The 23,719-nt window shown below is 71.7% G+C and carries 22 protein-coding genes; 8 read left to right on the forward strand and 14 right to left on the reverse strand.

Annotation, left to right across the window (positions count from 1 at the left end; translation table 11 throughout):
* The first annotated feature begins 65 nt into the window (after window positions 1-65).
* Genes ACWCO8_RS31865 through ACWCO8_RS31875 form a run of 3 tightly spaced genes read left to right on the forward strand, consistent with a single transcriptional unit; the run spans window position 66 to window position 3,825 of the window.
* Complete coding sequence (locus ACWCO8_RS31865; RefSeq protein ID WP_451035204.1) at window positions 66-1,145, forward strand: thiamine ABC transporter substrate-binding protein; 1,080 nt, start codon at window positions 66-68, stop codon at window positions 1,143-1,145.
* A 38-nt stretch (window positions 1,146-1,183) separates the two neighbouring features.
* Window positions 1,184-2,806, forward strand: a complete 1,623-nt coding sequence (locus ACWCO8_RS31870; RefSeq protein ID WP_451035205.1) for an ABC transporter permease — start codon at window positions 1,184-1,186, stop codon at window positions 2,804-2,806.
* Window positions 2,806-3,825: an ABC transporter ATP-binding protein gene (locus tag ACWCO8_RS31875; RefSeq protein ID WP_451035141.1), complete on the forward strand. Its 1,020-nt coding sequence runs from the start codon at window positions 2,806-2,808 to the stop codon at window positions 3,823-3,825. The genes ACWCO8_RS31870 and ACWCO8_RS31875 overlap by 1 nt, the downstream gene beginning before the upstream one ends.
* A gap of 7 nt (window positions 3,826-3,832) precedes the next feature.
* Here ACWCO8_RS31875 and ACWCO8_RS31880 read toward each other — a convergent pair whose 3' ends face one another.
* The 6 genes from ACWCO8_RS31880 to ACWCO8_RS31905 all read right to left on the reverse strand — a co-directional run bounded on the left by ACWCO8_RS31880 (window position 3,833) and on the right by ACWCO8_RS31905 (window position 10,381).
* On the reverse strand, window positions 3,833-4,777 hold the full coding sequence (locus ACWCO8_RS31880) for a hypothetical protein (protein WP_451035142.1): 945 nt from the start codon (window positions 4,775-4,777) through the stop codon (window positions 3,833-3,835).
* An 88-nt stretch (window positions 4,778-4,865) separates the two neighbouring features.
* A complete protein-coding gene (locus tag ACWCO8_RS31885) occupies window positions 4,866-5,963 on the reverse strand; it encodes an LOG family protein (RefSeq protein ID WP_451035143.1) in 1,098 nt (365 codons plus the stop codon).
* A 473-nt stretch (window positions 5,964-6,436) separates the two neighbouring features.
* Entirely contained in the window at window positions 6,437-7,582 is a 1,146-nt protein-coding gene (locus tag ACWCO8_RS31890) for a hypothetical protein (RefSeq protein WP_451035144.1), read from the reverse strand.
* Entirely contained in the window at window positions 7,564-8,292 is a 729-nt protein-coding gene (locus ACWCO8_RS31895; RefSeq protein ID WP_362003357.1) for an ABC transporter ATP-binding protein, read from the reverse strand. Before ACWCO8_RS31895 ends, ACWCO8_RS31890 begins: the two co-directional genes overlap by 19 nt.
* A gap of 233 nt (window positions 8,293-8,525) precedes the next feature.
* Window positions 8,526-9,905 (reverse strand): aspartate aminotransferase family protein, encoded by a 1,380-nt coding sequence (locus tag ACWCO8_RS31900; RefSeq protein ID WP_362003355.1) that lies wholly within the window; start codon window positions 9,903-9,905, stop codon window positions 8,526-8,528.
* A complete protein-coding gene (locus ACWCO8_RS31905) occupies window positions 9,890-10,381 on the reverse strand; it encodes an Lrp/AsnC family transcriptional regulator (RefSeq protein ID WP_352191863.1) in 492 nt (163 codons plus the stop codon). Before ACWCO8_RS31905 ends, ACWCO8_RS31900 begins: the two co-directional genes overlap by 16 nt.
* A gap of 205 nt (window positions 10,382-10,586) precedes the next feature.
* Between ACWCO8_RS31905 and ACWCO8_RS31910 the strand changes: the two genes are divergently transcribed.
* Window positions 10,587-12,023, forward strand: coding sequence for a gamma-aminobutyraldehyde dehydrogenase (locus ACWCO8_RS31910; RefSeq protein WP_451035145.1), 1,437 nt, complete (start codon window positions 10,587-10,589; stop codon window positions 12,021-12,023).
* A gap of 120 nt (window positions 12,024-12,143) precedes the next feature.
* On the opposite strand, the gene ACWCO8_RS31915 is transcribed toward ACWCO8_RS31910, so the two are convergent.
* Complete coding sequence (locus tag ACWCO8_RS31915) at window positions 12,144-13,022, reverse strand: AraC family transcriptional regulator (RefSeq protein ID WP_451035146.1); 879 nt, start codon at window positions 13,020-13,022, stop codon at window positions 12,144-12,146.
* Between the two features lie 194 nt (window positions 13,023-13,216).
* Between ACWCO8_RS31915 and ACWCO8_RS31920 the strand changes: the two genes are divergently transcribed.
* Together ACWCO8_RS31920 and ACWCO8_RS31925 are read left to right on the forward strand one after the other, a co-directional pair.
* Window positions 13,217-14,380, forward strand: coding sequence for an ABC transporter substrate-binding protein (locus tag ACWCO8_RS31920; protein WP_451035206.1), 1,164 nt, complete (start codon window positions 13,217-13,219; stop codon window positions 14,378-14,380).
* 50 nt (window positions 14,381-14,430) lie between these two features.
* On the forward strand, window positions 14,431-14,991 hold the full coding sequence (locus tag ACWCO8_RS31925) for a hypothetical protein (RefSeq protein WP_451035147.1): 561 nt from the start codon (window positions 14,431-14,433) through the stop codon (window positions 14,989-14,991).
* Here ACWCO8_RS31925 and ACWCO8_RS31930 read toward each other — a convergent pair.
* From ACWCO8_RS31930 to ACWCO8_RS31955, 6 genes are all read right to left on the reverse strand, one after another.
* Window positions 14,970-16,133, reverse strand: coding sequence for a serine hydrolase domain-containing protein (locus tag ACWCO8_RS31930; protein ID WP_451035148.1), 1,164 nt, complete (start codon window positions 16,131-16,133; stop codon window positions 14,970-14,972). The two genes, ACWCO8_RS31925 and ACWCO8_RS31930, sit on opposite strands and share 22 nt — an antisense overlap.
* Before the next feature lie 103 nt (window positions 16,134-16,236).
* A complete protein-coding gene (locus tag ACWCO8_RS31935) occupies window positions 16,237-16,914 on the reverse strand; it encodes a response regulator transcription factor (protein WP_362003345.1) in 678 nt (225 codons plus the stop codon).
* Entirely contained in the window at window positions 16,911-18,107 is a 1,197-nt protein-coding gene (locus ACWCO8_RS31940; protein WP_451035149.1) for a sensor histidine kinase, read from the reverse strand. The genes ACWCO8_RS31935 and ACWCO8_RS31940 overlap by 4 nt, the downstream gene beginning before the upstream one ends.
* Window positions 18,107-18,892, reverse strand: coding sequence for an SAM-dependent methyltransferase (locus ACWCO8_RS31945; RefSeq protein WP_451035150.1), 786 nt, complete (start codon window positions 18,890-18,892; stop codon window positions 18,107-18,109). Before ACWCO8_RS31945 ends, ACWCO8_RS31940 begins: the two co-directional genes overlap by 1 nt.
* Window positions 18,889-19,581, reverse strand: a complete 693-nt coding sequence (locus tag ACWCO8_RS31950) for a glycerophosphodiester phosphodiesterase (RefSeq protein ID WP_451035151.1) — start codon at window positions 19,579-19,581, stop codon at window positions 18,889-18,891. The genes ACWCO8_RS31945 and ACWCO8_RS31950 overlap by 4 nt, the downstream gene beginning before the upstream one ends.
* A 29-nt stretch (window positions 19,582-19,610) precedes the next feature.
* Complete coding sequence (locus ACWCO8_RS31955) at window positions 19,611-20,639, reverse strand: adenosine deaminase (protein ID WP_451035152.1); 1,029 nt, start codon at window positions 20,637-20,639, stop codon at window positions 19,611-19,613.
* A gap of 75 nt (window positions 20,640-20,714) precedes the next feature.
* Here ACWCO8_RS31955 and ACWCO8_RS31960 point away from each other — a divergent pair, with 75 nt between their 5' ends.
* Complete coding sequence (locus ACWCO8_RS31960; protein WP_362003337.1) at window positions 20,715-21,386, forward strand: DUF4190 domain-containing protein; 672 nt, start codon at window positions 20,715-20,717, stop codon at window positions 21,384-21,386.
* An 80-nt stretch (window positions 21,387-21,466) separates the two neighbouring features.
* On the opposite strand, the gene ACWCO8_RS31965 is transcribed toward ACWCO8_RS31960, so the two are convergent.
* A complete protein-coding gene (locus tag ACWCO8_RS31965) occupies window positions 21,467-22,045 on the reverse strand; it encodes an NADAR family protein (RefSeq protein ID WP_451035153.1) in 579 nt (192 codons plus the stop codon).
* Between the two features lie 145 nt (window positions 22,046-22,190).
* Between ACWCO8_RS31965 and ACWCO8_RS31970 the strand changes: the two genes are divergently transcribed.
* Window positions 22,191-23,705: a gamma-aminobutyraldehyde dehydrogenase gene (locus ACWCO8_RS31970; protein WP_451035154.1), complete on the forward strand. Its 1,515-nt coding sequence runs from the start codon at window positions 22,191-22,193 to the stop codon at window positions 23,703-23,705.
* Window positions 23,706-23,719: the final 14 nt, after the last annotated feature.

Below are 23,719 nucleotides of genomic sequence, written 5' to 3' on the forward strand. Positions count from 1 at the left end.
CCGGTGGGCAGGGCCGCGTCTCTTCCTGGTCACACCCAGGAGGAATTTCAGTGAGCACCAAGAAGATGGTCGCCGCGGCGATCGTTGCAGCGCTGGGCGTCACGACGCTCGCCGCGTGCGGCACCGAGGACATCCGCGACGCCGCGGGCAAGAGCGGTGAGCCCGCGCCGAAGACCGTGACCCTCGTGAGTCACGACTCCTTCAACGCCTCCAAGGAGGTCCTGGCGGAGTTCACCAAGCAGACCGGCTTCACCGTCAAGGTCCTCAAGAGCGGTGACGCGGGCGTCGCCGTCAACAAGGAGATCCTGACCAAGGGCTCCCCGCAGGGCGACGTCTTCTTCGGCGTCGACAACACCCTGCTCTCCCGCGCCCTCGACAACGGGATCTTCGTCCCGTACGAGGCGAAGGGGCTCGACCGGGTCCTGCCCGAGACGAAGCTCGACAAGGAGCACCGGGTCACCCCGATCGACACGGGCGACATCTGCGTCAACTACGACAAGAAGTACTTCGCCGACAAGAAGCTCGCGCCCCCGCAGACCTTCGACGACCTGGCCAAGCCGGAGTACAAGAACCTGCTCGTGGTCGAGAACCCCGAGAAGTCCTCCCCGGGCCTCGGCTTCCTGCTCGGCACCGCCGCGCGGTACGGCGACGACGGCTGGCAGGACTACTGGACGAAGCTCAAGGCCAACGGCGTGAAGACCGTCGACAGCTGGGAGCTCGCCTACAACCAGGAGTTCTCCGGCTCCGCCGGCGGCAAGCAGGCCAAGGGAGACCGCCCGCTGGTCGTCTCGTACGCCTCCAGCCCGCCGGTCGAGGTCCTCTACTCCGAGCCGCAGCCGAAGGACGCCCCCACCGGGGTCTCCACCGGCACCTGCTTCCGGCAGATCGAGTTCGCCGGACTTCTGAACGGGGCGAAGAACCCCGAGGGCGGCAAGGCGCTCATCGACTTCCTGATCTCCAAGAAGTTCCAGGAAGACATGCCGCTGCAGATGTTCGTCAACCCGGTGACCGCGGGCGCGCAGCTGCCCGAGCTGTTCACCCAGCACGGTGTGGTGATCGACAAGCCGCAGACCATGGCGCCCGAGAAGATCGCCGAGAAGCGTGACCAGTGGATCCAGTCGTGGTCCTCGACCGTTCTGAAGTAGTTCCCGACCGCCGGGCAAGCGCGGCGCGGCTCGGCCTGATGGTCGTGCCCGTCGCCTTCTTCGCGCTCTTCTTCGCCTGGCCCGTCGCCTCGATCGTCGAGCGCGGGCTGCGGGTCGACGGGGCGTGGGAGTTCGGCCGGTTCGGCGAGACGCTGACCCGGCCCGAGATCCTCGACGTCCTCTGGTTCACCCTCTGGCAGGCGCTCGCCTCCACCGCGCTGACCCTGGTGATCGCGCTGCCCGGCGCGTACGTCTTCGCGCGCTTCGACTTCCCCGGCAAGGGGCTGCTGCGCGCCGTCGTCACCGTGCCCTTCGTGATGCCGACCGTCATGGTCGGCACGGCGTTCCTGGCGCTCGTCGGCCGCGGCGGGCTCCTCGACGAGCTGTGGGGCGTCCGCCTGGACACCACCGTCTGGGCCATCCTCCTCGCGCACGTCTTCTTCAACTACGCCGTCGTCGTCCGGACCGTCGGCGGGCTGTGGGCGCAGCTCGACCCCCGCCAGGAGGAGGCCGCCCGTGTGCTCGGCGCCTCCCGGTTCCGGGCGTGGCGGACGGTGACGCTGCCCGCGCTCGCCCCCGCCGTCGCCGCGGCCGCGCTGATGGTCTTCCTCTTCACCGCCGGCTCCTTCGCCGTCGTCCAGATCCTCGGCGGACCGGCGTACTCCACCCTGGAGACGGAGATCTACCGGCAGACGGTCGACCGCTTCGACCTGACGACGGCCGCCGTCCTCACGATCGTCCAGTTCGTCGCCGTCGGCGTCGTCCTCGCCGTGCACGCCCGCACGGTACGGCGGCGGGAGACGGCCCTGAAGCTCGTCCCGCCCGAGCAGACCGCGCGCCGGCCCCGGGGGATCGGCGCGTGGGCGCTCTTCGCGGGCGTCCTCGTCTCGATCGTCCTGCTGCTCGTGCTGCCGCTCGCCGTGCTGATCGAGCGGTCCTTCGCCACCCCCGACGGGTACGGGCTCGACTACTACCGGGCCCTCCAGTCCGTCGACCCCTCCGGCACCTTCCTCGTGCCCATGGTCGACACGATCGGGAACTCCCTGCGGTACGCCGTCGTCGCCACCGCCCTCGCGCTGCTCATCGGCGGACTCGCGGCCGCCGCCCTCACCCGGCGTGCCGGGCGGCTCGTGCGCGGCTTCGACGCGCTGCTGATGCTGCCGCTCGGGGTCTCGGCGGTCACGGTCGGCTTCGGCTTCCTGATCACCCTGGACGAGCCGCCGTTCGACCTGCGGGCCAGCTGGATCCTCGTCCCGCTCGCGCAGGCCCTGGTCGGCGTCCCCTTTGTCGTACGGACGATGCTGCCCGTGCTGCGCGCGGTGGACGAGCGGCTGCGGGAGGCGGCGGCCGTGCTCGGGGCCTCGCCGCTGCGGGCCTGGCGCGAGGTCGATCTGCCGCTGGTGCGGCGGGCGGTGCTCATCGCGGCCGGGTTCGCCTTCGCCGTCTCGCTGGGCGAGTTCGGCGCGACGGTCTTCATCGCCCGGCCCGACAACCCGACGCTGCCCGTCGCCGTCGCCCGGCTCCTCGGCCGGCCCGGTGCGCTCAACTACGGCCAGGCCATGGCCCTTTCGACGATTCTTATGGTGGTGTGCGCGGTGTCCCTGCTGCTCCTCGAACGGCTCCGTGTCGACCGGTCGACCTCCGGCTCCGGGGAGTTCTGATGCTGCACTTCGAGGACGTGACCGTACGGTTCGGGGAACGGGCCGTGCTCGACTCCGTGGACCTGAAGGTGGCCGACCACGAGATCGTGTGCGTGCTCGGCCCCAGCGGCAGCGGCAAGTCCACGCTGCTGCGGGCCGTCGCCGGACTCCAGGCGCTCGACGGCGGGCGGGTCCGGCTCGACGGCGCGGACCAGGCGGGCGTGCCCGTGCACCGGCGCGGGGTCGGCCTGATGTTCCAGGACCACCAGCTCTTCCCGCAGCGGGACGTCGGCTCCAACGTCGCCTTCGGGCTCCGCATGCGGGGCGTGTCCAAGGCCGAACAGGACGAACGCGTACGGGAGTTGCTGGAGCTCGTCGGGCTGCCGGGGGCCGCGCGCCGGGCCGTCGCCGCGCTCTCCGGCGGCGAGCAGCAGCGCGTGGCGCTCGCCCGGGCGCTCGCGCCCCGGCCCCGGCTGCTGATGCTGGACGAGCCGCTCGGCCAGCTCGACCGCGGCCTTCGGGAACGGCTCGTCGTCGAACTGCGCGCCCTCTTCCGGCAGTTGGGTACGACGGTGCTCGCCGTCACGCACGACCAGGGCGAGGCCTTCGCGCTCGCCGACCGGGTCGTGGTGATGCGTGACGGCCGGATCGCCCAGTCCGGGACGCCGCTCGACGTCTGGCGGCACCCCGCCTCCGCGTTCGTGGCCCGGTTCCTCGGCTTCGACAACATCGTGCCCGGCACGGTGAGCGGCGCCGCCGCCGAGACCGCGTGGGGCAAGGTCCCGGTGCCCGACGGCTCGCCCCAGGGCGCGCGGGAGGTCCTGGTCCGCCCGGCGGGCGTCCGGCTCGTGGCCCCGGCGGACGGCCTTGCTTGCGTCGTCGAGTCCCGTACGTTCCGGGGCACGCACGTCGCCGTCCTCCTCCGCCCGGCCGAAGGCCCGCTGCTGGAGGCCGAGTGCGCCCTGCGGGACGCCCCGGAGGTGGGGGCGGAGGTGGGGGTGACGTTCGCGGCGGACGAGGTCGTGGTCCTCGCGGAGTAGCGGGGGCTTATCGGGGAACGCCCGAGCCGGCGGGCTCCCGTGGGGCGGGTGCCGGCTCGTCGTCCGGTTCCGCCGGCTGCGCGCCGTGGGCCTCCGGGGCGCCGTACCAGGCCACCGCGACCGCGCCCGCGACCGCCAGGAGGAAGCCGAGGACGGCCAGCCAGGCGAAGCCGGGGCGGGAGGTGTCGCCGAGCCACCACACCCCGATCATCCCGGGGAGTACGGTCTCGCCGACCACGAGCGCCGCCGTCGCTCCGTTGACCGAGCCGATCTGCAGCGCGACGGTGTGCAGGTACATGCCGCCGATTCCGGCGACGAGGATCGCGTACAGCGCCGGGTCGGTGAGGAGCGCGCCGAGGTCGAAGGGGTCGATGCCGTTGAGGATCCGTACGCCCACGCCGAGCGCGCCGAAGCCGAGCCCCGAGAGCAGACCGGCCAGGATCGCCGCCCGCGCGCCCAGGAGACGTACGACAACGGTGCCGCCGGCCATCAGGAGCAGTGAGATCGCGAGCAGCCACCAGTGCGTGGCGATCGGGGTGTGCCCGCTGCCCTCGGGGCCGGCCGCGGTGGCCAGCAGCACCAGGGCGGAGCAGACCACCCCGATCGAGGTCCACTCCGCGCGGCTCAGCCGGATGCCGAGCAGCCGGACGCTCAGGACCGCCGTGATGACCAGGTTCGCGCTGATCACGGTCTGGGACAGGAAGAGCGGCAGCATCCGGGCGGCGAGCGCGCCGAGGCCGAAGCCGATGAAGTCCAGGACCGTACCGACGACGAACTCCCAGGTCGTCGCCGCCTTCGCGGTCGACGCGAGGCTCGGCCCGCCCCGGCCGGTGAACTGTCCGGAGGCGGCCGCCTCGCGCCGCGCGGACTTGCGCGAACCGACGGCCTGCAGCACGGAGCCCGTGCCGTAGCAGATCGAGGCAGCGACGGCGGTCAGCAGTCCTATGAGCACGGAGTGGCTCCGTTCCGGGAGGCAGGAGGCGGTACGGACTGCCAGACGTGGGATCGGGCGTCGAAGTTGCTTCCCGCGACCCGGTGCTTCAGCTCAGACGGCGGAGCGCCTCCGGGGCCTCGTCGATGGAGTCGACCAGGGCGATCCGCGCCGCCATCGGGCGCTCGGCGGCCAGGGCCTGGAGCAGGGGCCAGGCGGGGAGGCGCTCCGTCCAGTGGGCGCGGTTCACCAGGACCATGGGGGTGGGCTCGCCCCGCGACTCGTAGTAGTTCGGGGTCGAGTTGTCGAAGATCTCCTGCACCGTGCCGGCCGCGCCCGGCAGGAAGATCACGCCCGCGTCGCAGCGGGCGAGCAGCCCGTCCTCGCGGGTCGCGTTGGCGAAGTACTTGGCGATGTGGCCCGCGAAGGGGTTCGGCGGCTCGTGGCCGTAGAACCAGGTGGGGATGCCGACCGAGTCGCCGCCCTTCGGCCAGCGGGAGCGCACCTCGAAGGCGGCGCGCGCCCAGTCGGTGATCGACGGGGTGAAGGAGGGCGCCTTGGCGAGGAGTTCGAGCGCCTCGTCCAGGACGTCGTCGGCGTGCGGGGCGGTGTACGCGCCGAGGTTCGCCGCCTCCATCGCGCCGGGGCCGCCGCCGGTCGCCACGGTCAGCCCGTCGCGGGCCAGCGCGCGGCCGAGCCGGGCCGCCCCGGCGTACGCGTCGGTGCCGCGGCCCATCGCGTGGCCGCCCATCACGCCGACGACCCGGGTGCCGACGAGGAGTTCGTCGAGGGCGTCGGAGATCGCGTCGTCGTGGATGGAGCGGAGCATCGACGCGAAGATGTCGCCGTCGGCCTTGGTCTGCTGGAACCAGTCGTACGCGAGGAAGTCGGGCGTCGCCTCGTACCCCTCGTCCTCGACGTGGTCGAACAGTTCGGCGGGGGAGTAGAGGTGGGCGCGGTACGGGTCGAACGGCAGATCCGGTACGGGTGGGAAGACGAGGGCCCCGTCGGCGCGGACCTTGGCGGCGGCCTCGGGCTGGAGCTCGCAGCCGAGGAAGACGGCGCCGGTGGTGGAGGTGGAGAGCAGGGCGAAGGTGCGGTCGGTGAGGTCCACGGACTGGACGCGGTGGCCTTGGAGGGAGCCGCGGGCGATGACCTCGTCGAACTCGGCGGGGGTGTGGATTTCGCGTTCCTCGCGGTGGGGCATGTCGACCAGGGTAGGGGCACGTGGTGCGGCCGGTCGTGCGGGGCGCCGCGCCCAGGGGGCGGGGCCTGTCCGGGGCGCAGCCCCCGGGGTGCGGGTGCCCTGTCCGGGCGCCGTGCCCGTGGTGCGGGGCGGTCGGGGCGGACGCGCCCGCCAGGGCGCCCTCGTCCCGTGTGCCCACCCGTCCCGCCCTGCGGGACGATTGCCCACACGGGAGGGTGGGCGGGGGCGGGCGGGGAGCAGCGGGAGCGGGGAAGCCGGGGGTGGGCGGGGAACAGCGGGAGCGGGACACCGAGGGGTGGGTGGGGGAGTAGGGGAGTAACGGAAGCCGGGGGTGGGTGGGGAGCAGCGGGAGCGGGGGCACCCGGGGGTGGGTGGGGAGTGACGGGAGTGGCGGAAGCCGGGGGTGGGTGGGGGAGCCCCGGGGTGGGGTGGCCGGTGGGGTGTGGGGGAGCCGGGCGGGGAACCGGGGTGCGTCAGGCGCTCAGTGGGACTGCTGCCAAGGTGCCTACCAGCCAGGTCAGGGGCAGGAAGATCGTCAGTAGGGCGGCTGCGCGCATCAGGGCTGCTGTGCGGAGGACTGTGGGTGGGGCGCCCAGGCGGACCAGGGCTTCCGTGGTGTGCGCGCGGCACTGCTTGGACTCCAGGGCCGCCGTCAGGAGCGTCGCCGTCGTGCAGGCCATCACCAGCGCCGCGCCCAGGCCGGTCAGCGGGCCGAAGTCGCCCGCCCCGGCGTCGTACAGCGTGGCCGCCGCCACCGCGCCCGAGGCCACCGCGCACACCACGCCGAGCGGGCGCCCGATGCGGCGGGACTCGTCCATCAGGACGCGGCCGGCGAGCAGGCGGGTCGCGCCGGGGCGGACGGCCTGGAGCAGCCGGCCGCACCAGTGGGTGATGCCGGGTCCCGCCATCGCGAGGCCGATCGCGGTGAGGATCCAGCCCGCGAGCACCCCCGCCGGGCTGCCCTCGAAGCGGCCGGGGAGCGGCAGTCCGCCGTCGTCCCCGCCCTGGCCCGCGTACGTCTCGACCGCGAGGCCGACCGCCAGGAGCGCCACGCCCCAGGGCAGGCCCGAGGGGGCCGTCCGCTCCGCGCCCTCGGGAGCCGCCGGGGTCTTGCGGGGGCGCAGGGCCAGGCCGGCGGCCGTGGAGGCGGCCACCGGGAGGATCGCGAGGAGCGTGAGCGCGCCCGCCAGCGGGATCGGCTGACCCGCCGCGAGCAGCTCCGCCGCGGCTCCGTCGAACGGCAGGCCCGTGATGTCGCCGCGCAGGTGCAGGTAGAACAGCAGCGCCACCATCGAGCCGAGCGTGCACGCGACGGCCGTCGAGGCCGCGGCGATGGCCGTGAGCCGCGCCGGGCCGAGCCCGATCGCCGAGAGCCCCGGGCGCGGCCGGGTGCTGGGATCCGTACGGGCCACGGCCACCGCGAAGTGCACGGTGGCGGCCATCGGGATCAGGCACCACAGCAGCCGCAGGGTCGCGGCGGAGGACCGCTCCGGGTGGCCCACGGCGTACCCCAGCGTGCACAGCAGCAGAAAGCCGACCCCCGCGGCCGCCGCGGCGACCAGGAGGCGCCGCAGCAGGACGAGGGGGTGGGTCCCGCGGACTAGACGGAGAGCGAGCACGCGGCGACGCCCTCCGCCCCGGTGGTCGGCGACGCGGTGCCCACCCGGCGCCCGTCGAGCAGGGCGACCGAGCGGTCGGCGAGGGCGGCCACCTCCGGGTCGTGGGTGGCGAGCAGTACGGTGATCCGGTGCGAGCGGGCCGCGGCCGTGAGCGTCCGCAGGACCTGGGCGCCGTCGGCGCGGTGCAAGGAGGCGGTCGGCTCGTCGGCGAAGAGCACGGACGGGGTGGTGACCAGGGCCCGGGCGATGGCGATCCGCTGTCGCTGCGACTGGGTCAGCGCGTGCGGGCGCTTGCGGGAGCAGGCCCCGATGTCGAGGCGCTCCAGCCACTCCAGGGCGGAGGCCTTCGCGGCCCGGTGCGAGACCCCGCGCAGCAGGAGCGGCAGGGCCGCGTTCTCCCAGGCGGTCAGCTCCGGTACGAGTCCTGGCTCGGGGTCGATCCAGCCGAACCGGTCCCGGCGCAGCCGTTCGCGCTGGATCGGGCCCAGGGTGTGGACGGGGCTGCTGTTGAACCAGACCTCGCCCTGCTGGGCGACCGTCTGGCCGGAGAGGCACCGCATCAGCGTGGTCTTGCCGCTGCCGCGCGGGCCGACCAGGGCGAGGATCTCGCCCTCGCGCACGCCGAGGGAGACGCCGGTCAGGACGTCCGAGCCCTCCAGGGTGCAGTGCAGGGAACGCGCCCAGAGCACGTCGTTGTCCGGTGGGGCCATCGCGTACACCTCGATGTCGGATCCGATACTTGCGTTCCCCCGTCCGAGGGAACGAAAGGACGGGCCTGTCGGTCACTGGGCACCGTAAGGATTCAGATCCGTTTGTACGGACAGCACACGGCCCGGGCGGCCGCCATCCACTCGGATGGCGGCACACCCGGGCCGGGGTCACGCCGTGAGGGCGGCGTGAGGTCCTGTGCCGGGGAGGCCGGAGCCTCCCCGGGGCGGAACCGTCAGAGCTTGGTCCACGCCTCCGTCAGCACCGAGCGCAGGATGCCTTCGATCTCGTCGAAGGTGCCCTGGTCGGCGATGAGCGGCGGGGCCAGCTGGATGACCGGGTCGCCACGGTCGTCGGCGCGGCAGTACAGGCCGTTCTCGAAGAGCGCCTTCGAGAGGAAGCCGTAGAGCACGCGCTCGGTCTCCTCGTCCGTGAAGGACTCCTTGGTGACCTTGTCCTTGACGAGCTCGATGCCGTAGAAGAAGCCGTTGCCGCGGACGTCGCCGACGATCGGGAGGTCGTGCAGCTTCTTCAGGGTGTCGAAGAAGTTGCCCTCCTGGTCGAGGACGTGCTGGTTCAGGCCTTCCTTGTCGAAGATGTCGAGGTTGGCGATGGCGACCGCCGACGACACCGGGTGGCCACCGAAGGTGTAGCCGTGCAGGAAGGTGTTGTCGCCCTTGTAGAACGGCTCGGCGATGCGGTCCGAGACGATGCAGGCGCCGATCGGGGAGTAGCCCGAGGTCATGCCCTTGGCGCAGGTGATCATGTCCGGCACGTAGCCGAACTTGTCACAGGCGAACATCGTGCCGAGGCGGCCGAAGGCGCAGATCGTCTCGTCGGAGACGAGCAGCACGTCGTACTGGTCGCAGATCTCGCGGACCCGCTGGAAGTACCCGGGCGGCGGCGGGAAACAGCCACCGGCGTTCTGCACCGGCTCCAGGAAGACGGCCGCGACGGTCTCGGGGCCCTCGAAGAGGATCTGCTGCTCGATCTGGTCGGCGGCCCAGCGGCCGAAGGCCTCGGGGTCGTCGCCGTGGATCGGGGCGCGGTAGATGTTGGTGTTCGGCACCTTGTGCGCGCCGGGGACCAGCGGCTCGAAGGGGGCCTTCAGGGCCGGCAGGCCGGTGATGGAGAGGGCGCCCTGCGGGGTGCCGTGGTAGGCGACCGCACGCGAGATGACCTTGTACTTGGTGTGCTTGCCCTGCAGCTTGAAGTACTGCTTGGCGAGCTTCCAGGCGGTCTCGACGGCCTCGCCGCCACCGGTGGTGAAGAAGACCTTGTTCAGGTCGCCCGGGGCGTAGTCGGCCAGGCGCTCGGCCAGCTCGACGGCCTTGGGGTGCGCGTACGACCACACGGGGAAGAACGCGAGCTCCTGGGCCTGCTTGTACGCGACCTCGGCCAGCTCCTTGCGGCCGTGCCCGGCGTTGACCACGAAGAGACCCGCGAGACCGTCGAGGTAGCGCTTGCCCTTGTCGTCGAAGATGTAGGTGCCCTCACCACGCACGATGGTGGGAACGGGGTTGTTCTCGTACGACGACATGCGGGTGAAGTGCATCCACAGGTGGTCGTACGCGGTCTTGGACAGGTCCTGGGTCACGATTATCGAGTTCCCCACATGTAGGTCTGCTTCTTGAGCTTGAGGTAGACGAAGCTCTCCGTGGAGCGCACGCCGGGGAGGGTGCGGATGCGCTTGTTGATCACATCCAGCAGGTGGTCGTCATCCTCACAGACGACCTCCACCATCAGATCGAACGAGCCCGCGGTCATCACCACGTACTCGCATTCGCTCATGGCAGTCAGGGCCTCCGCCACCGGATCGAGGTCACCCTCGACGTTGATGCCGACCATCGCCTGGCGCCGGAGTCCCACGGTGAGCGGGTCGGTGACGGCGACGATCTGCATGACGCCCTGGTCGAGCAGCTTCTGGACGCGCTGCCGTACGGCTGCCTCGGACAGGCCCACGGCCTTGCCGATGGCGGCGTACGGGCGGCGGCCGTCCTCCTGGAGCTGTTCGATGATCGCCAGGGAGACGGCATCGATCGTCGGGGACGAACCGGAACCGGTTCTGGAGTTCGTGCTTTGACTGGCCACGCCCACACTGTGCACCGAGACTCGTCGGTCTCGCAACCCCAAAGCGATGAAATTCGTTGTTTGAGCGATCGAATCTCACCGAATCCGAAGTTGGCGCGTGCTGGACCTGTCGAAAGCGTCAGGGAAGCGACTACGCTTGGGGTGTCTCGGCAAATGGGACACCGCACGAGGACGTGCGACCGAACGTGACAGGAGGGGTGGCAAAGTGACCACCGAGCTGCGCCGGCTGCGTAACTACATCAACGGGGAGTTCCGGGACGCCGCCGACGGACGGACCATCGATGTGGTCAACCCGGCCACGGGCGAGGTCTTCGCCACGTCTCCGCTCTCCGGCCAGGCGGACGTCGACGCCGCCATGGACGCGGCGGCGGCCGCCTTCCCGGCCTGGCGCGACACCACGCCGGCCGAGCGCCAGAAGGTCCTGCTGAAGATCGCGGACGCCTTCGAGGAGCGCGCCGAGGACCTGATCGCCGCCGAGGTCGAGAACACCGGCAAGCCGGTCGCTCTCACCGCGAGCGAAGAGATTCCCCCCATGGTGGACCAGATCCGCTTCTTCGCGGGTGCCGCCCGGATGCTCGAGGGCCGCTCGGCCGGCGAGTACATGGAGGGCATGACCTCCATCGTCCGCCGTGAGCCCGTGGGTGTCTGCGCCCAGGTCGCGCCGTGGAACTACCCGATGATGATGGCCGTGTGGAAGTTCGCCCCGGCGCTCGCCGCGGGCAACACCGTCGTCCTCAAGCCCTCGGACACGACCCCCGCGTCGACCGTCCTGATGGCGGAGATCATCGGCTCCATCGTGCCCAAGGGCGTCTTCAACGTCATCTGCGGCGACCGCGAGACCGGCCGCTCCATGGTCGAGCACCCGACGCCGGCGATGGCCTCCATCACCGGTTCGGTCCGCGCGGGCATGCAGGTCGCCGAGTCGGCGGCCAAGGACGTCAAGCGCGTCCACCTGGAGCTGGGCGGCAAGGCGCCGGTCGTCGTCTTCGAGGACACCGACATCGCCAAGGCCGTCGAGGACATCTCCGTGGCGGGCTTCTTCAACGCGGGCCAGGACTGTACGGCCGCGACCCGTGTCCTCGTGCACGAGTCCATCCACGACGAGTTCGTGACGCAGCTGGCCAAGGCCGCCGCCGACACGAAGACCGGTCAGCCGGACGACGAGGACGTGCTCTACGGCCCGCTGAACAACGCCAACCAGCTGAAGCAGGTCTCCGGCTTCATCGAGCGCCTCCCGGCCCACGCCAAGGTCGAGTCGGGCGGCCACCAGGTCGGCGACAAGGGCTACTTCTACGCCCCGACCGTCGTCTCCGGCCTCAAGCAGGACGACGAGATCATCCAGAACGAGGTCTTCGGCCCGGTCATCACGGTCCAGTCGTTCCGTGACGAGGACCAGGCCCTGGAGTACGCCAACGGCGTGGAGTTCGCGCTCGCCTCCTCGGTCTGGACGAAGGACCACGCCCGCGCGATGCGCATGTCGAAGTCGCTCGACTTCGGCTGCGTGTGGATCAACACCCACATCCCGCTGGTCGCGGAGATGCCGCACGGCGGCTTCAAGAAGTCCGGCTACGGCAAGGACCTCTCGGCGTACGGCTTCGACGACTACACGCGCATCAAGCACGTCATGACGTCGCTCGGCTAAACCCTCGCTCCACCGCGTCGACGATCGCGGTCCTGTCGCCCTCGGGCGGCGGGGCCGCGATCGTCGTCTGTGGGGCGGGTGCGTCCGGCGGGTGCGTCGGGCGGGTGTTTCGGGCGGGGCTCAGCCCCGGGTCTCCTCCTCCACCGGCAGCCACAGCTCGGCGTCCGCCTCGGTGCCGTCCGCCGAGAGCCGGATCCGGGCGATCTCGGGGCCGGGACGGCCGCGGTACGGGTTCGACGGGAACCACTGCGTGTAGATGTCCCGCCACAGCTCCTGGATCGCCTGCGGGGCCGGTCCCGAGGTGGTGAAGACCGCCCAGGTGCCGGCGGGGACCCGCAGGACGTCCACGCCTTCCGGCGGGGCCGCGTCCGTGATCACCCCGTGGTAGTAGTCGAGTTCCGTGCCCTCGGCGCGGCTGGGGTCCAGGTCGTCGCAGACCGCGACGATGCCCTGCGGCTCCTGGTCCGACAGCGCCTCCAGGCGCTCCAGTGTCGGCTTGTCGATCCCCCGGACGAAGTCCATGATCGCCTGGTTCGGTCCCAAGTGCACCAGCGGGACCCGGGCCTTGGGGCCGACGACCGTGAACGCCGGCTTCTCCTTGATGCGATGGCGCATCGTGCTGCTCCCTTCGACGGTGAGACGGAAGGCCATCCGGGGCTGGGAGCTGAGCGCGGCGCCGGTCCGCCGGGCCTCGCCGGGACCGACACCGTGCATGGCGCGGAACGCCCGGGCGAACGCCTCGCCCGAGCCGTACCCGTACCGCACGGCGATGTCCAGCAGCGTCTCCCGCGCCGCGAGCACCTCCGCGCCCGCGAGGGTGAGCCGCCGGCGCCGTACGTACTCCGACAGCGGCATGCCCGCGAGCGCCGAGAACATCCGGCGCAGGTGGTACTCCGACGTGCCCGCGATCCGGGCCAGCTCCGTCACGTCGACGGGCCGGTCGTCGTCGGCCAGGTGGAGCTCGATGTGCTCCATCGCCCGGTTGAGCCTCTCCAGCACGCCCCGGTTCCTTCCTCTTGACGACCACCACGCTAGGCAGCACCCAGGGTGCCCGACCCGACATCCTGTGCCCGATCCTGTCGGGTGATCGACAGGGTGTCGGGGGCGCGGTCGTTCCGGCGCACGGAGCGTCCATTGTCCCGTCGTGGCCGGGCCGGGATGCTGCTCGGATGAGAGCGACAGCGAGGAAGAACATGTCCCGCCGGTCCCTGCTGCGCGGGATCGGGGGCGCCGGGGCGGTGGCGCTGCTCGCCGGCTGCGGAGTACCGGCCGCCTATGTGGAGCCGGGGCGGCGGGCGGGCCGGGACCTGTCCGCGCGGGACCGTACGCTCGACTTCGCCAACTGGCCGCTCTACATCGACACCGATGACGACGACACCTCGAAGCGGCCGACGCTGGACGCGTTCGCGGAGCGCTCCGGGATCTCCGTGCGGTACACCGAGGAGATCAACGACAACGACGAGTTCTTCGGCAAGATCAGCCCGGCGCTGATGAACCACCAGGAGACCGGCCGGGACCTCATCGTCATGAGCGACTGGATGGCCGCCCGGTTCGTCCGGCTCGGCTGGGTGCAGGAGATGGACCGGGCCGCGCAGCCGAACATCAGCCGGTACCTCGACCCGCAGCTGCGCTCGCCCGCCTTCGACGAGGGCCGGCTGCACACCGTGCCCTGGCAGTCCGGGATCACCGGCATCGCGTACAACCGCAAGAAGCTCGGCCGCGAGATCCGCTCGGTCAAGGACCTGTGGCGCGCCGAACTGCGCGGGAAGGTCACCCTGCTCTCCGGGCTCGACGAGTCGTTCGCACTGCTCATGCAAGGGAACGGGGTCGACGTCACCAAGTGGACCGCCGACGACTTCCACGCGGTGTGCGAGCAGATCGAGGAGCTGGTCGCCGAGCGGCACATCCGCCGCTTCACCGGCAACGACTACATCAAGGACCTGTCGACCGGCGACGTCCTCGCCTGTCAGGCGTACTCGGGCGACGTCATCCAGCTCCAGGCCGACAACCCCGACATCGAGTTCGTCGTCCCCGAGGAGGGCGCCGAGCTGTGGGCGGAGTCGCTGATGATTCCCAACCTGGCGCAGCACAAGACGAACGCCGAGAAGCTGGTCGACTACTACTACGAGCCGGAGGTCGCCGCCGAGCTGGCCTCCTGGGTCAACTACGTCTGCCCGGTCCCGGCCGCCCGCGACGTCCTCGCCGACTCCGACGACGAGGAACTGGCCGCGCTCGCCGAGGACCCGCTGATCTTCCCCGACGACGAGATGCGGGGGCGGCTCGCCATCGCCCGCGACATCACGTCGGAGGAGCGGACGGAGTTCGCGAAGAGGTGGAACTCGATCGTCGGCCTCTGACCCCGGCCCCCGGTTTTTGAACGCGTTCATGAGGGGCGTAGGGTGTTGTCATGAGCGAGGCGAGCGGGCCTGTGGCCCTTCTTCGGCGTATCCGTGTGTGGCTGATCCTCTTCGTCGTCTGTCTGGTGCTCAGCGGGGTCACCGCCTTCCCGCTTGTCACCGAACTCCGTTTCATCGAAGGCGCGCTGACGTCCTGGGCGGCGCCGGTCGGGGAGCTGTTCCCCGGCCTCGTCGAGTGGATCGCGCGCGTGCGCGTCGGCCTCGACATGGCCGACGCGCAGTACCCGTTCCTGCTGTACGGCAACGACTGGCTGGCCTTCGCCCACCTCGTCATCGCCGTCGCCTTCTACGGGCCCTACCGCGACCCGGTACGGAACATCTGGGTGATCGAGTTCGGGATGATCGCCTGCGTCGGGATCATCCCGCTCGCCCTGATCTGCGGGCCGATCCGCGACATCCCCTTCTGGTGGTCGGTCATCGACATGTCGTTCGGGGTCTTCGGGATCGTCCCGCTGCTCGTCGTACGCAGGCTGATCAAGCGACTTGAGGCAGTGCAGGAGGCGCGGGTCGTGGCCGGTGCGCCTCGGCCTCAGGCCGTCGGCGGTCCGTAGGCCGCCACCATCAGGGCCAGGGCGACGCTGTTCATGTCCTGGCCCTTCGCGTCCGTGGAGTTGACGCTGTACACCAGCGTGCGCTCGCCGTTCCTGGTCGAGGCGATCGCCGCGTTGTAGCCCCAGCGGCCGCCCGTCTTCCCCCACACCTCCCGCCCGCCGAGCCTCTTCATCGAGAGCCCCACGGAGTACGCGGCATCCGCGCCGCTCTTGAAGTCCGGCACCTTCGGCAGCGTGAACATCTCCTCCAGGAGCGGCCCGCGCACCACCCGGCCCTGGAACAGCGCCCGCGTGAACCGCTCCAGATCGGCCGTCGTGGAGATCAGGTCGCCCGCCGCCCAGCCGTCCGACGCGCCCCACACCGACACGTCCCGCAGCCCGGTCGTGCCGTCCGCGAGCCGCATCGACTGGTAGCCGTGGTTGTGCGGGCCCTTGATGCGCGGGGCGGCCCCGGGCAGGTACGTGCCGCGCAGCCCGAGCGGGCCGAGGACGCGCGCCTGGACCTGGCGCTCGTACGAGTCGCCGGTGACGCGCTCGATCAGCAGACCCGCGACGGTGTAGCCGATGTTGAGGTAGTGCTGGCGGGTCCCGGGGACGAACTCCGGCTGCTTCGCCGTCGCCGAGCGGACCATGGCGCGCGGGTCGTGGACCTCGAAGCGGTTCGCGTACCACTCCTCGACGGTCGAGCCGGGGAAGTCGGGCGCCGGTATCCCGTGCGTGTGGTTCAGCAGCTGGCGGACCGTCACCGTCCCGTACCGGGCCGGGATCAGCTCCGGCAGGTACGAGCGGGCCGAGCGGTCCAGGTCGAGCCGCCCCTCGCCCGCCAGCTGGAGGGCGACCGCCGCCGTGAACACCTTGGTCACCGAGCCGGCGCGGAAGCGGCCGTCCGGATCGGCCGGGCGCATCGACTCCAGGTCGTGCACGCCGGAGGTGCCTCGCCAGGTGCCTTCCCGGCCCCCGATCCGGACGAGCGCGGCCGTCGCGTCCTTCGAGGGGAGGCCGGCGATCGCCGCTTCGAGGGCGGCGTCCGGGGCCGGCGCGACAGACGATGCCTGAGCAGCCGTCGCGGGCAGGACTGCGGGCCCCGCCGCGACACCCAGGACGAGGGCCGCGGCGAGCAGGGCGCGGGTACGTGCGTTCATGGTCAACTCCGTTGGTGTGAGCCGCTGTTCTCCTACGCCTCACACCCTGCCGACCTGCGACGATCCACGGATCGCCGGAGCGGGGGATCTTCCCCCGCCCGGCTCATCCCCCGAGCGGGGGAGAGCCCGCCGTGACCAGGCCGCTCTCGTACGCGCAGATGACCGCCTGGATCCGGTCCCGCAGGCCCAGCTTCGCCAGCACGTTCCCCACGTGCGTCTTCACCGTGTGGTCGCTGACGACCAGCTCCGCCGCGATCTCCGCGTTCGAAAGACCCCGCGCGAGGAGCAGCAGGGTCTCCCGCTCGCGGGCCGTCAGCGCGTCGAGCCGGGGATCGGGCCGCGGCGCGCTCTCGCGGCGCGTCGGGCGGGTGTACTCCTCGACGAGGCGGCGCGCCACGGACGGGGCGAGCAGCGAGTCGCCCCGCGCCACCACCCGTACCGCGTGCACCAGATCGTCCCTGCGGACGTCCTTCAGGAGGAACCCGCTCGCGCCCGCGTGCAGCGCCTCGTAGACGTACGCGTCCGAGTCGAAGGTCGTCAGCATCACGCTCCGGCAGCCGCTCTCCGCGCTGATCGCCCGGCAGGCCTCGATGCCGTCCAGGCGCGGCATCCGGATGTCGAGCAGCGCCACGTCGGGGGAGTGGCGGCGCACCGCCTCCACCGCCTCCGCGCCGTCGCCCACCTCGGCGACCACCTCGATGTCCGGCTGGACGTCGAGGATCATCGAGAAACCGCTCCGGACCAGCTCCTGGTCGTCGGCGACCACCACCCGGATCGTCACGTCGTCACCTCCGCCGTGGTGCGTACCTGGAGTTCCACCCGTACCTCGAAGCCCCGGCCGTCCGGACCCGGGCCCGTCACTGCCGTACCGCCGTGCGCGGCGGCCCGCTCGCGGATCCCGACGAGCCCGTGCCCCTCGCCGCCCGCGGGCCGCGCGCCGCGCCGGGGTCCGCGCCCGTCGTCCGTCACCACGACCTCCACCACCCCGTCCTCGTACGCGAGTCGTACGGCGGCCGTCCGCGCGCCCGCGTGCTTCACCACGTTCGTCAGCGCCTCCTGCACGATCCGGTGGACCGTCGCCCCGACGGCCGCCGGAAGGGCCCGGACCCCGCCCGTCGTGTCGTACGTGACGTCGAGACCGCTCGCCCGCACCCGGTCCACCAGCGCGGGCAGCCCGCCGAGGTCCGGCTGCGGCTCCCGGGGCGGCGGGGCACCTTCCGCGCCCTCCGTCCCGTCCCGCAGCACCCCGAGCATCCGGCGGAGCTGGTCCATCGCGTCCCGGCCCGTCGCGGAGATCGCGTCGAACGCGGCCTCCGCACGCTCCGGAGCCGCCCGCACCGCCACCGGTCCCGCCTCCGCCTGCACGACCATCAGGCTCACCGCGTGGGAGAGGATGTCGTGCATCTCCCGTGCGATCCGCGCCCGTTCGCGCGCCGCGGCCCGCTCCGCCTCGACGCGGTGGGCCCGCTGCCGGGCGTCGGTCAGCCGGCCGAAGACGTACGCCGCCGCGAACACGAAGAGGGAGAAGGTCAGTTCGCGGGCCGAGCCGGTGTTGAGCCACACCGACACCGGCACCGCGACCACGAGCAGCAGCACGGTCGCCCGCCGCTGCCACGGCGGCGCGAGCGCGGCGATCGTGTGGACGATGACGAGCCCGGTGTACGGCAGCGGCTGGCCGGGGCCTTCCACCGCAAGCTCGTAGAGCGTGCTGGTCGCCAGGATCGCGAGGAGGACGGCCAGCGGCGCGCGCCGCCGCCAGACCAGCGGGAGCACGGTGAGCGTCGTCAGGCCGTACGCCGTCCAGGTCGCCGGCGGCAGCTCGGGGGCGCGCGGCACGACGAACGGCATCGTCATCGCGGCCTGCACGAGCAGCGCGATCCCGACGTCCACGGCGAGCGGATGCTCGCCCCCGAACAGCCGGGCCCGCTCGCCGAGCCCCCGTACCCACCCCCGTATGTCCCCCGGTGTGTCCACTACGGCTTCCGGCCCACCGCGCCGAACTGCGCCACCTCGCTCGCCGGGGCGAACCGCCAGCTCGCGCAGGAGACGATCCCCGGCTCCAGGACGTCGAGGCCGTCGAGGAAGGAGGCGAACTCGGCGCGGGTGCGGGCCGTGATCGGCGGGGTCGCGTTCTCGTTCCAGAACGCCATCGCCGCCACGTTCCCCTCGCCGCCGAGTTCCGGCTCGAGGGTCGGGTGGGTCAGCACGAGGTACGAACCGGAGGGGACGGCGGCCATCAGCGTCCGGACGATCTCGCGGGCCTCGTCGGTGTCGAGGACGAAGTTGAGGATGCCGAGCATTATGACCGCGACCGGCCGCGACAGATCGAGCGTGCGGCTCGCCGCCTCCACGATCCGCCGCGGGTCCCGCGCGTCCGCGTCGACGTAGTCGGTGACCCCCTCCGGGGCGCTGGTCAGCAGCGCGCGGGCGTGGGTCAGGACGATCGGGTCGTTGTCGACGTAGACGATCCGCGACTCCGGGGCGACGCGCTGGGCGACCTCGTGGGTGTTGTCGGCGGTCGGCAGCCCCGTACCGATGTCCAGGAACTGCCGCACCCCGGCCTCGGCCGCGAGATGCGTGACCGCCCGGCCGAGGAACGCCCGGTCCGCGCGGGCGACTTCGCCGATGCTCGGGTAGAAGCCGGTGACCTGGTCGCCGACCTCCCGGTCCACCGGGTAATTGTCCTTGCCGCCCAACCAGTAGTTCCACACACGGGCGTTGTGGGCGATGTCGGTCCGGATCCTGTCGATCCCTGTCACCTCGGCGTACCCCTTCGCAGCTCGGCGGCGAGCGCGTCCACCCGGTTGGTGGTGATCGCGTCCACTCCGTGGGAGAGGAGCTTACGCATGGTGCGCCGGGTGTCCGCGGTCCAGGCCGAGACGAGGTAGCCGTCCCGGTGCACCCGCTCCACCAGGCCCCGACTCAGCACCCCGAAGCGGTAGTTGAGCCAGCGCGGCCGGACCGCGTCGAGCAGGGCGGCCCGGGGCGGGGCGAGCGAGTTCCAGGTCAGCGCGATCTCGGCGGCCGGGTCGGCGGCCCGCACCTGGAGCATCGCGACGCCGCCCGCGCAGTAGTAGACGCGCTCGGCGGCGCCGCACTCGCGGACCGTACCGACGATCGTGCGGACCGACTCCTCGTTCCCGCCGGGCAGATCGAGCATCAGCCGGTACGGCCCCGCCGCGATCAGCGCCTCGCGCAGGGTGGGCACGCCGTCGTACGTCAGCTCCCGCACCTGCGCGAGAGTGAGCGCGGAGAGCGGCCGGTCGTGACCCCACAGCCGCTTGAGCGTGTCGTCGTGGAGGAGGACGGGAACGCCGTCGCGGGTGAGCCGTACATCGATCTCGACGGCGTCCGCGCCGCCCTCGATCGCCGAGACGATCGAGGGCACGGTGTTCTCCCGGACGCGGTACGGGTCGCCGCGGTGGCCTACGACAGTGACGTGGTCCATGCGGCCATTGTGGCGGCTGAGGGCCGTCCCTACCGGCCTGCCAGCCACTTCTCCGTGTAGGTGTCGATCTCGGCGGCGATGCGGGCCTTGCCGGCCGGGTCGAGGAAGGAGGCCTCGACCGCGTTCTTGGCGAGGTCCGCGATCCCGCGCTCGTCGAGCTCCAGGAGGCGGGCGGCGACGGCGTACTCGTTGTTGAGGTCCGTACCGAACATCGGCGGGTCGTCGCTGTTGATCGTCACCAGGACGCCGGCCGCCACCATCTCCTTGATGGGGTGCTGGTCCAGGTCGGCGACCGCGCGGGTGGCGATGTTGGACGTCGGGCAGACCTCCAGGGCGATCCGGTGCTCCGCCAGGTACGCGAGGAGCTCCGGGTCCTGTACGGAGCTGGTGCCGTGGCCGATGCGCTGGGCGCGCAGGTCCTTCAGGGCGTCCCAGACCGTCTCCGGTCCTGTCGTCTCGCCCGCGTGCGGGACGGAGTGCAGACCGGCCTCGATCGCCCGGTCGAAGTACGGCTTGAACTGCGGGCGCGGCACACCGATCTCCGGGCCGCCGAGCCCGAACGAGACCAGGCCCTCCGGGCGCAGCTCGACGGCGAGCCGGGCGGTCTCCTCGGCGGCCTCCAGGCCGGCCTCGCCCGGGATGTCGAAGCACCAGCGCAGGATGACGCCGAGCTCGTCCTCGGCGGCCTTGCGGGCGTCCTCGATCGCGGCCATGAAGGCGCGCTCGTCGATGCCGCGGCGGGTCGAGCTGAACGGGGTGATGGTCAGCTCGGCGTACCGGATGTTCTGCCGGGCCATGTCCCGGGCGACCTCGAACGTCAGCAGCCGGACGTCCTCCGGGGTGCGGACGAGGTCCACGACCGAGAGGTAGACCTCGATGAAGTGGGCGAAGTCGGTGAACGTGAAGTAGGCGGCGAGCGCCTCGGGGTCGGTCGGAACCTTGGAGTCCGGGTGCCGGGCGGCCAGCTCGGCGACGATCCGGGGGGAGGCGGAGCCGACGTGGTGGACGTGCAGCTCGGCCTTGGGCAGCCCCGCGATGAAGGTGTGCAGATCGGTCATCGGATCATCGTAGGCCGGGCGGGACCCGGGCAGGGGGGAGGTCGTAGCATGGCGTGACCACGATGGGGGAGGCCCATGTCTGAGAACAGCGACCAGCCGCGGGGCGGGTACGACCCGGCGGACCCGTGGGCTCCGCCGAACCGCGACGGGGTGGAACTGAGCAAGCCGGCGACGCCCGCGCCCACGCCGCAGGACCGTCCGCCGGTCCACGACCAGCCCACGATGACCGCGATGCCGACGGGCGAGGTTCCGCCGCCGCCGGTGGCCCCGGGCGGGCCCGCGCCGACGAGTTCGTACGGCTACGGCTACCCGACCGCGCCGCCGGTCACGCCGGTGGCGCCGGTCGCGTCGTCGGGGTACGGCTACCCCGGCTACCCGGGCTACGGGACGGGCGGGGCGGTCGGCGGCTACGGCCAGCAGGGCTGGCAGCAGCCCCCGTCCAACGGCATGGGCACGGCGGCGATGGTGCTCGGCATCATCGCGGTGGTCGGCTTCTGCATGTACGGACTCGGGATCGTCCTCGGCATCCTGGCGCTGGTCTTCGGCGTCATAGGCCGCAAGAAGGTCACCCGGGGCGAGGCGAACAACGGCGGCATGGCGACGGCGGGCATCGTGCTCGGCGCGATCGGCATCCTGGTCAGCTCGGTGTTCCTCGGCTTCATCATCTGGGCGATCGCGCAGGGCGAGGAGTACGGCAGCGACGCGGACGACCCGTTCGCGACGAGCCTGGTCGTCGAGAACCGCTAGCCGGTACTGGTTTCGGTACGCAGAAGGGCCCCGCGCTTGCAAGGCGCGGGGCCCTTCTCCGTACCCGGGTCGGCCCGCTCTCAGCCGCCGCGCAGCCGCTCCCGCGCCTCCATGAGGGCGAAGCCCAGGAGGTTCAGGCCGCGCCAGCGGGACGGGTCCGTGGCGCGCGGGTCGTCCGCGGCGAGGCCGATGCCCCAGATGCGGTCCATCGGGCTGGCCTCCACCAGGACGCGGCCGCCCGTGCCGAGCAGGAACGCCCGCAGCCCCTCGTCCGAGGCGAACTTGTGGACACTGCCCTCCACCACGATCCCGAAGCGCTCCCGCTCCCACACCGCCTGGTCGAAGCCGCGCACCAGGCGTCCGGCCTTCTTCGCCTCCGCGGGCGTACGGGACGACAGCGCGGCGCGCTCCGCCTCCGGGTCGCCGAAGAGCCGGGCCTTCGCCGCCATCATCCAGTGCTCGGCGGTCGCGTACCGCACGCCCTCGACCTCGAAGGGTGACTCCCACCATTGGCTGAGACAGCTCGCCGAAAGCTGCCCGTCCGGGCTCGGCCGGTGGCCCCAGAAGGGCAGGAACTTGACCTTCTCACCCTGTCTGACCTGCTGCGTCAATGTCTCGATCTGCCCCATGCATGGCAGTCTGGCAGCCGCCACGGACATTCCGTATGGAGATTTTCCATGGCCCTCGACACATGGTCGACCGATTCCGTCGCGTAACCAAAAGGCAACAACGGAATCACTTGTTGGTCGGATATCCCTCTGTCAGGATCGGCACTCAATTCGAGCTGGAACAACGGAGAGCGTCATGGGCAACCGCTTCCAGGTGACCGACCGCTTCGCGGACGGCGCACAGTACATCGGCGGGCGTCTTCGGCCCGGGACCTCGGAGGACGAGCACAGCGTCGTCGATCCGGCCACGGGGGAGAGCGTCTACACCTACACCCTCGCATCCACCGCCGACGTGGACGACGCCGTCGCCGCCGCCACCGAGGCGTTCCCCGGCTGGGCGGGCGCGACCCCCGGCGAGCGCTCCGACGCGCTGCACCGCTTCGCCGGCGTCCTCGCCGAGCGCGCCGACGACTTCGCCCACGTCGAGTCCCTCCAGTGCGGCAAGCCGATCAAGCTGTCCACCGAGTTCGACGTCCCCGGCACCGTCGACAACACCGCCTTCTTCGCGGGCGCCGCCCGCCACCTCCAGGGCCAGTCCGCCGGCGAGTACAGCGGCGACCACACCTCGTACGTACGGCGCGAGCCCATCGGTGTCGTCGGCTCCATCGCGCCCTGGAACTACCCGCTCCAGATGGCCGCGTGGAAGATCCTCCCGGCCATCGCCGCCGGCAACACGATCGTGTTGAAGCCGGCCGAGCTCACCCCGCTCACCTCCCTCCTGTTCGCCCAGGCCGCCACCGACGCCGGCATCCCCGACGGTGTCGTCAACATCATCAACGGCGCGGGCCGCGTCGCCGGCGAGCACCTCGTCGGCCACCCCGGCGTCGCCATGACCTCCTTCACCGGCTCCACCCCGGTCGGCAAGCGGGTCGCCGAGATCGCCACCTCCACCGTGAAGCGGCTCCACCTCGAACTCGGCGGCAAGGCCCCCTTCGTCGTCTTCGACGACGCCGACCTGGAGGCCGCCGCCCACGGCGCCGTCGCCGCCTCCCTCATCAACACCGGCCAGGACTGCACCGCCGCCACCCGCGCCTACGTCCAGCGCCCGCTCTTCGACGCCTTCGTCGCCCGCGTCGCCGAACTCATGGAGACCGTCCGCCTCGGCGACCCCTTCGACGCCTCCACCGACCTCGGCCCGCTCATCAGCCACACCCAGCGCGACCGCGTCGCCGGCTTCGTCGACCGCGCCCGCGGCTACGCCACCGTCGTGACCGGCGGCCGGATCCCCGGCGGGGAGCTGAAGAACGGCGCGTACTATCTCCCCACCCTGATCACCGGGGCGGCCCAGGACAGCGAGATCGTCCAGTCCGAGATCTTCGGGCCCGTCCTGGTCGCCCTGCCCTTCGACAGCGACGACGAAGGCCTCCGGCTCGCCAACGACACCCCCTACGGCCTGGCCGCCTCCGCCTGGACCCGTGACGTGTTCCGCGCCAACCGCGCCACCCGCGAGATCAAAGCGGGATGCGTCTGGGTCAACGATCACATTCCGATCATCAGCGAGATGCCGCACGGCGGCTACAAGGCCTCCGGGTTCGGAAAGGACATGTCGGCGTATTCCTTCGAGGAGTACACGCAGGTCAAGCATGTGATGTACGAAAACACCGCGGCCGTCCGGAAGGACTGGCACCGCACGATCTTCGGAGACCGGTAGTCCTCCCCAACCCC

The sequence above is a fragment of the Streptomyces sp. NPDC001927 genome (assembly GCF_053594455.1).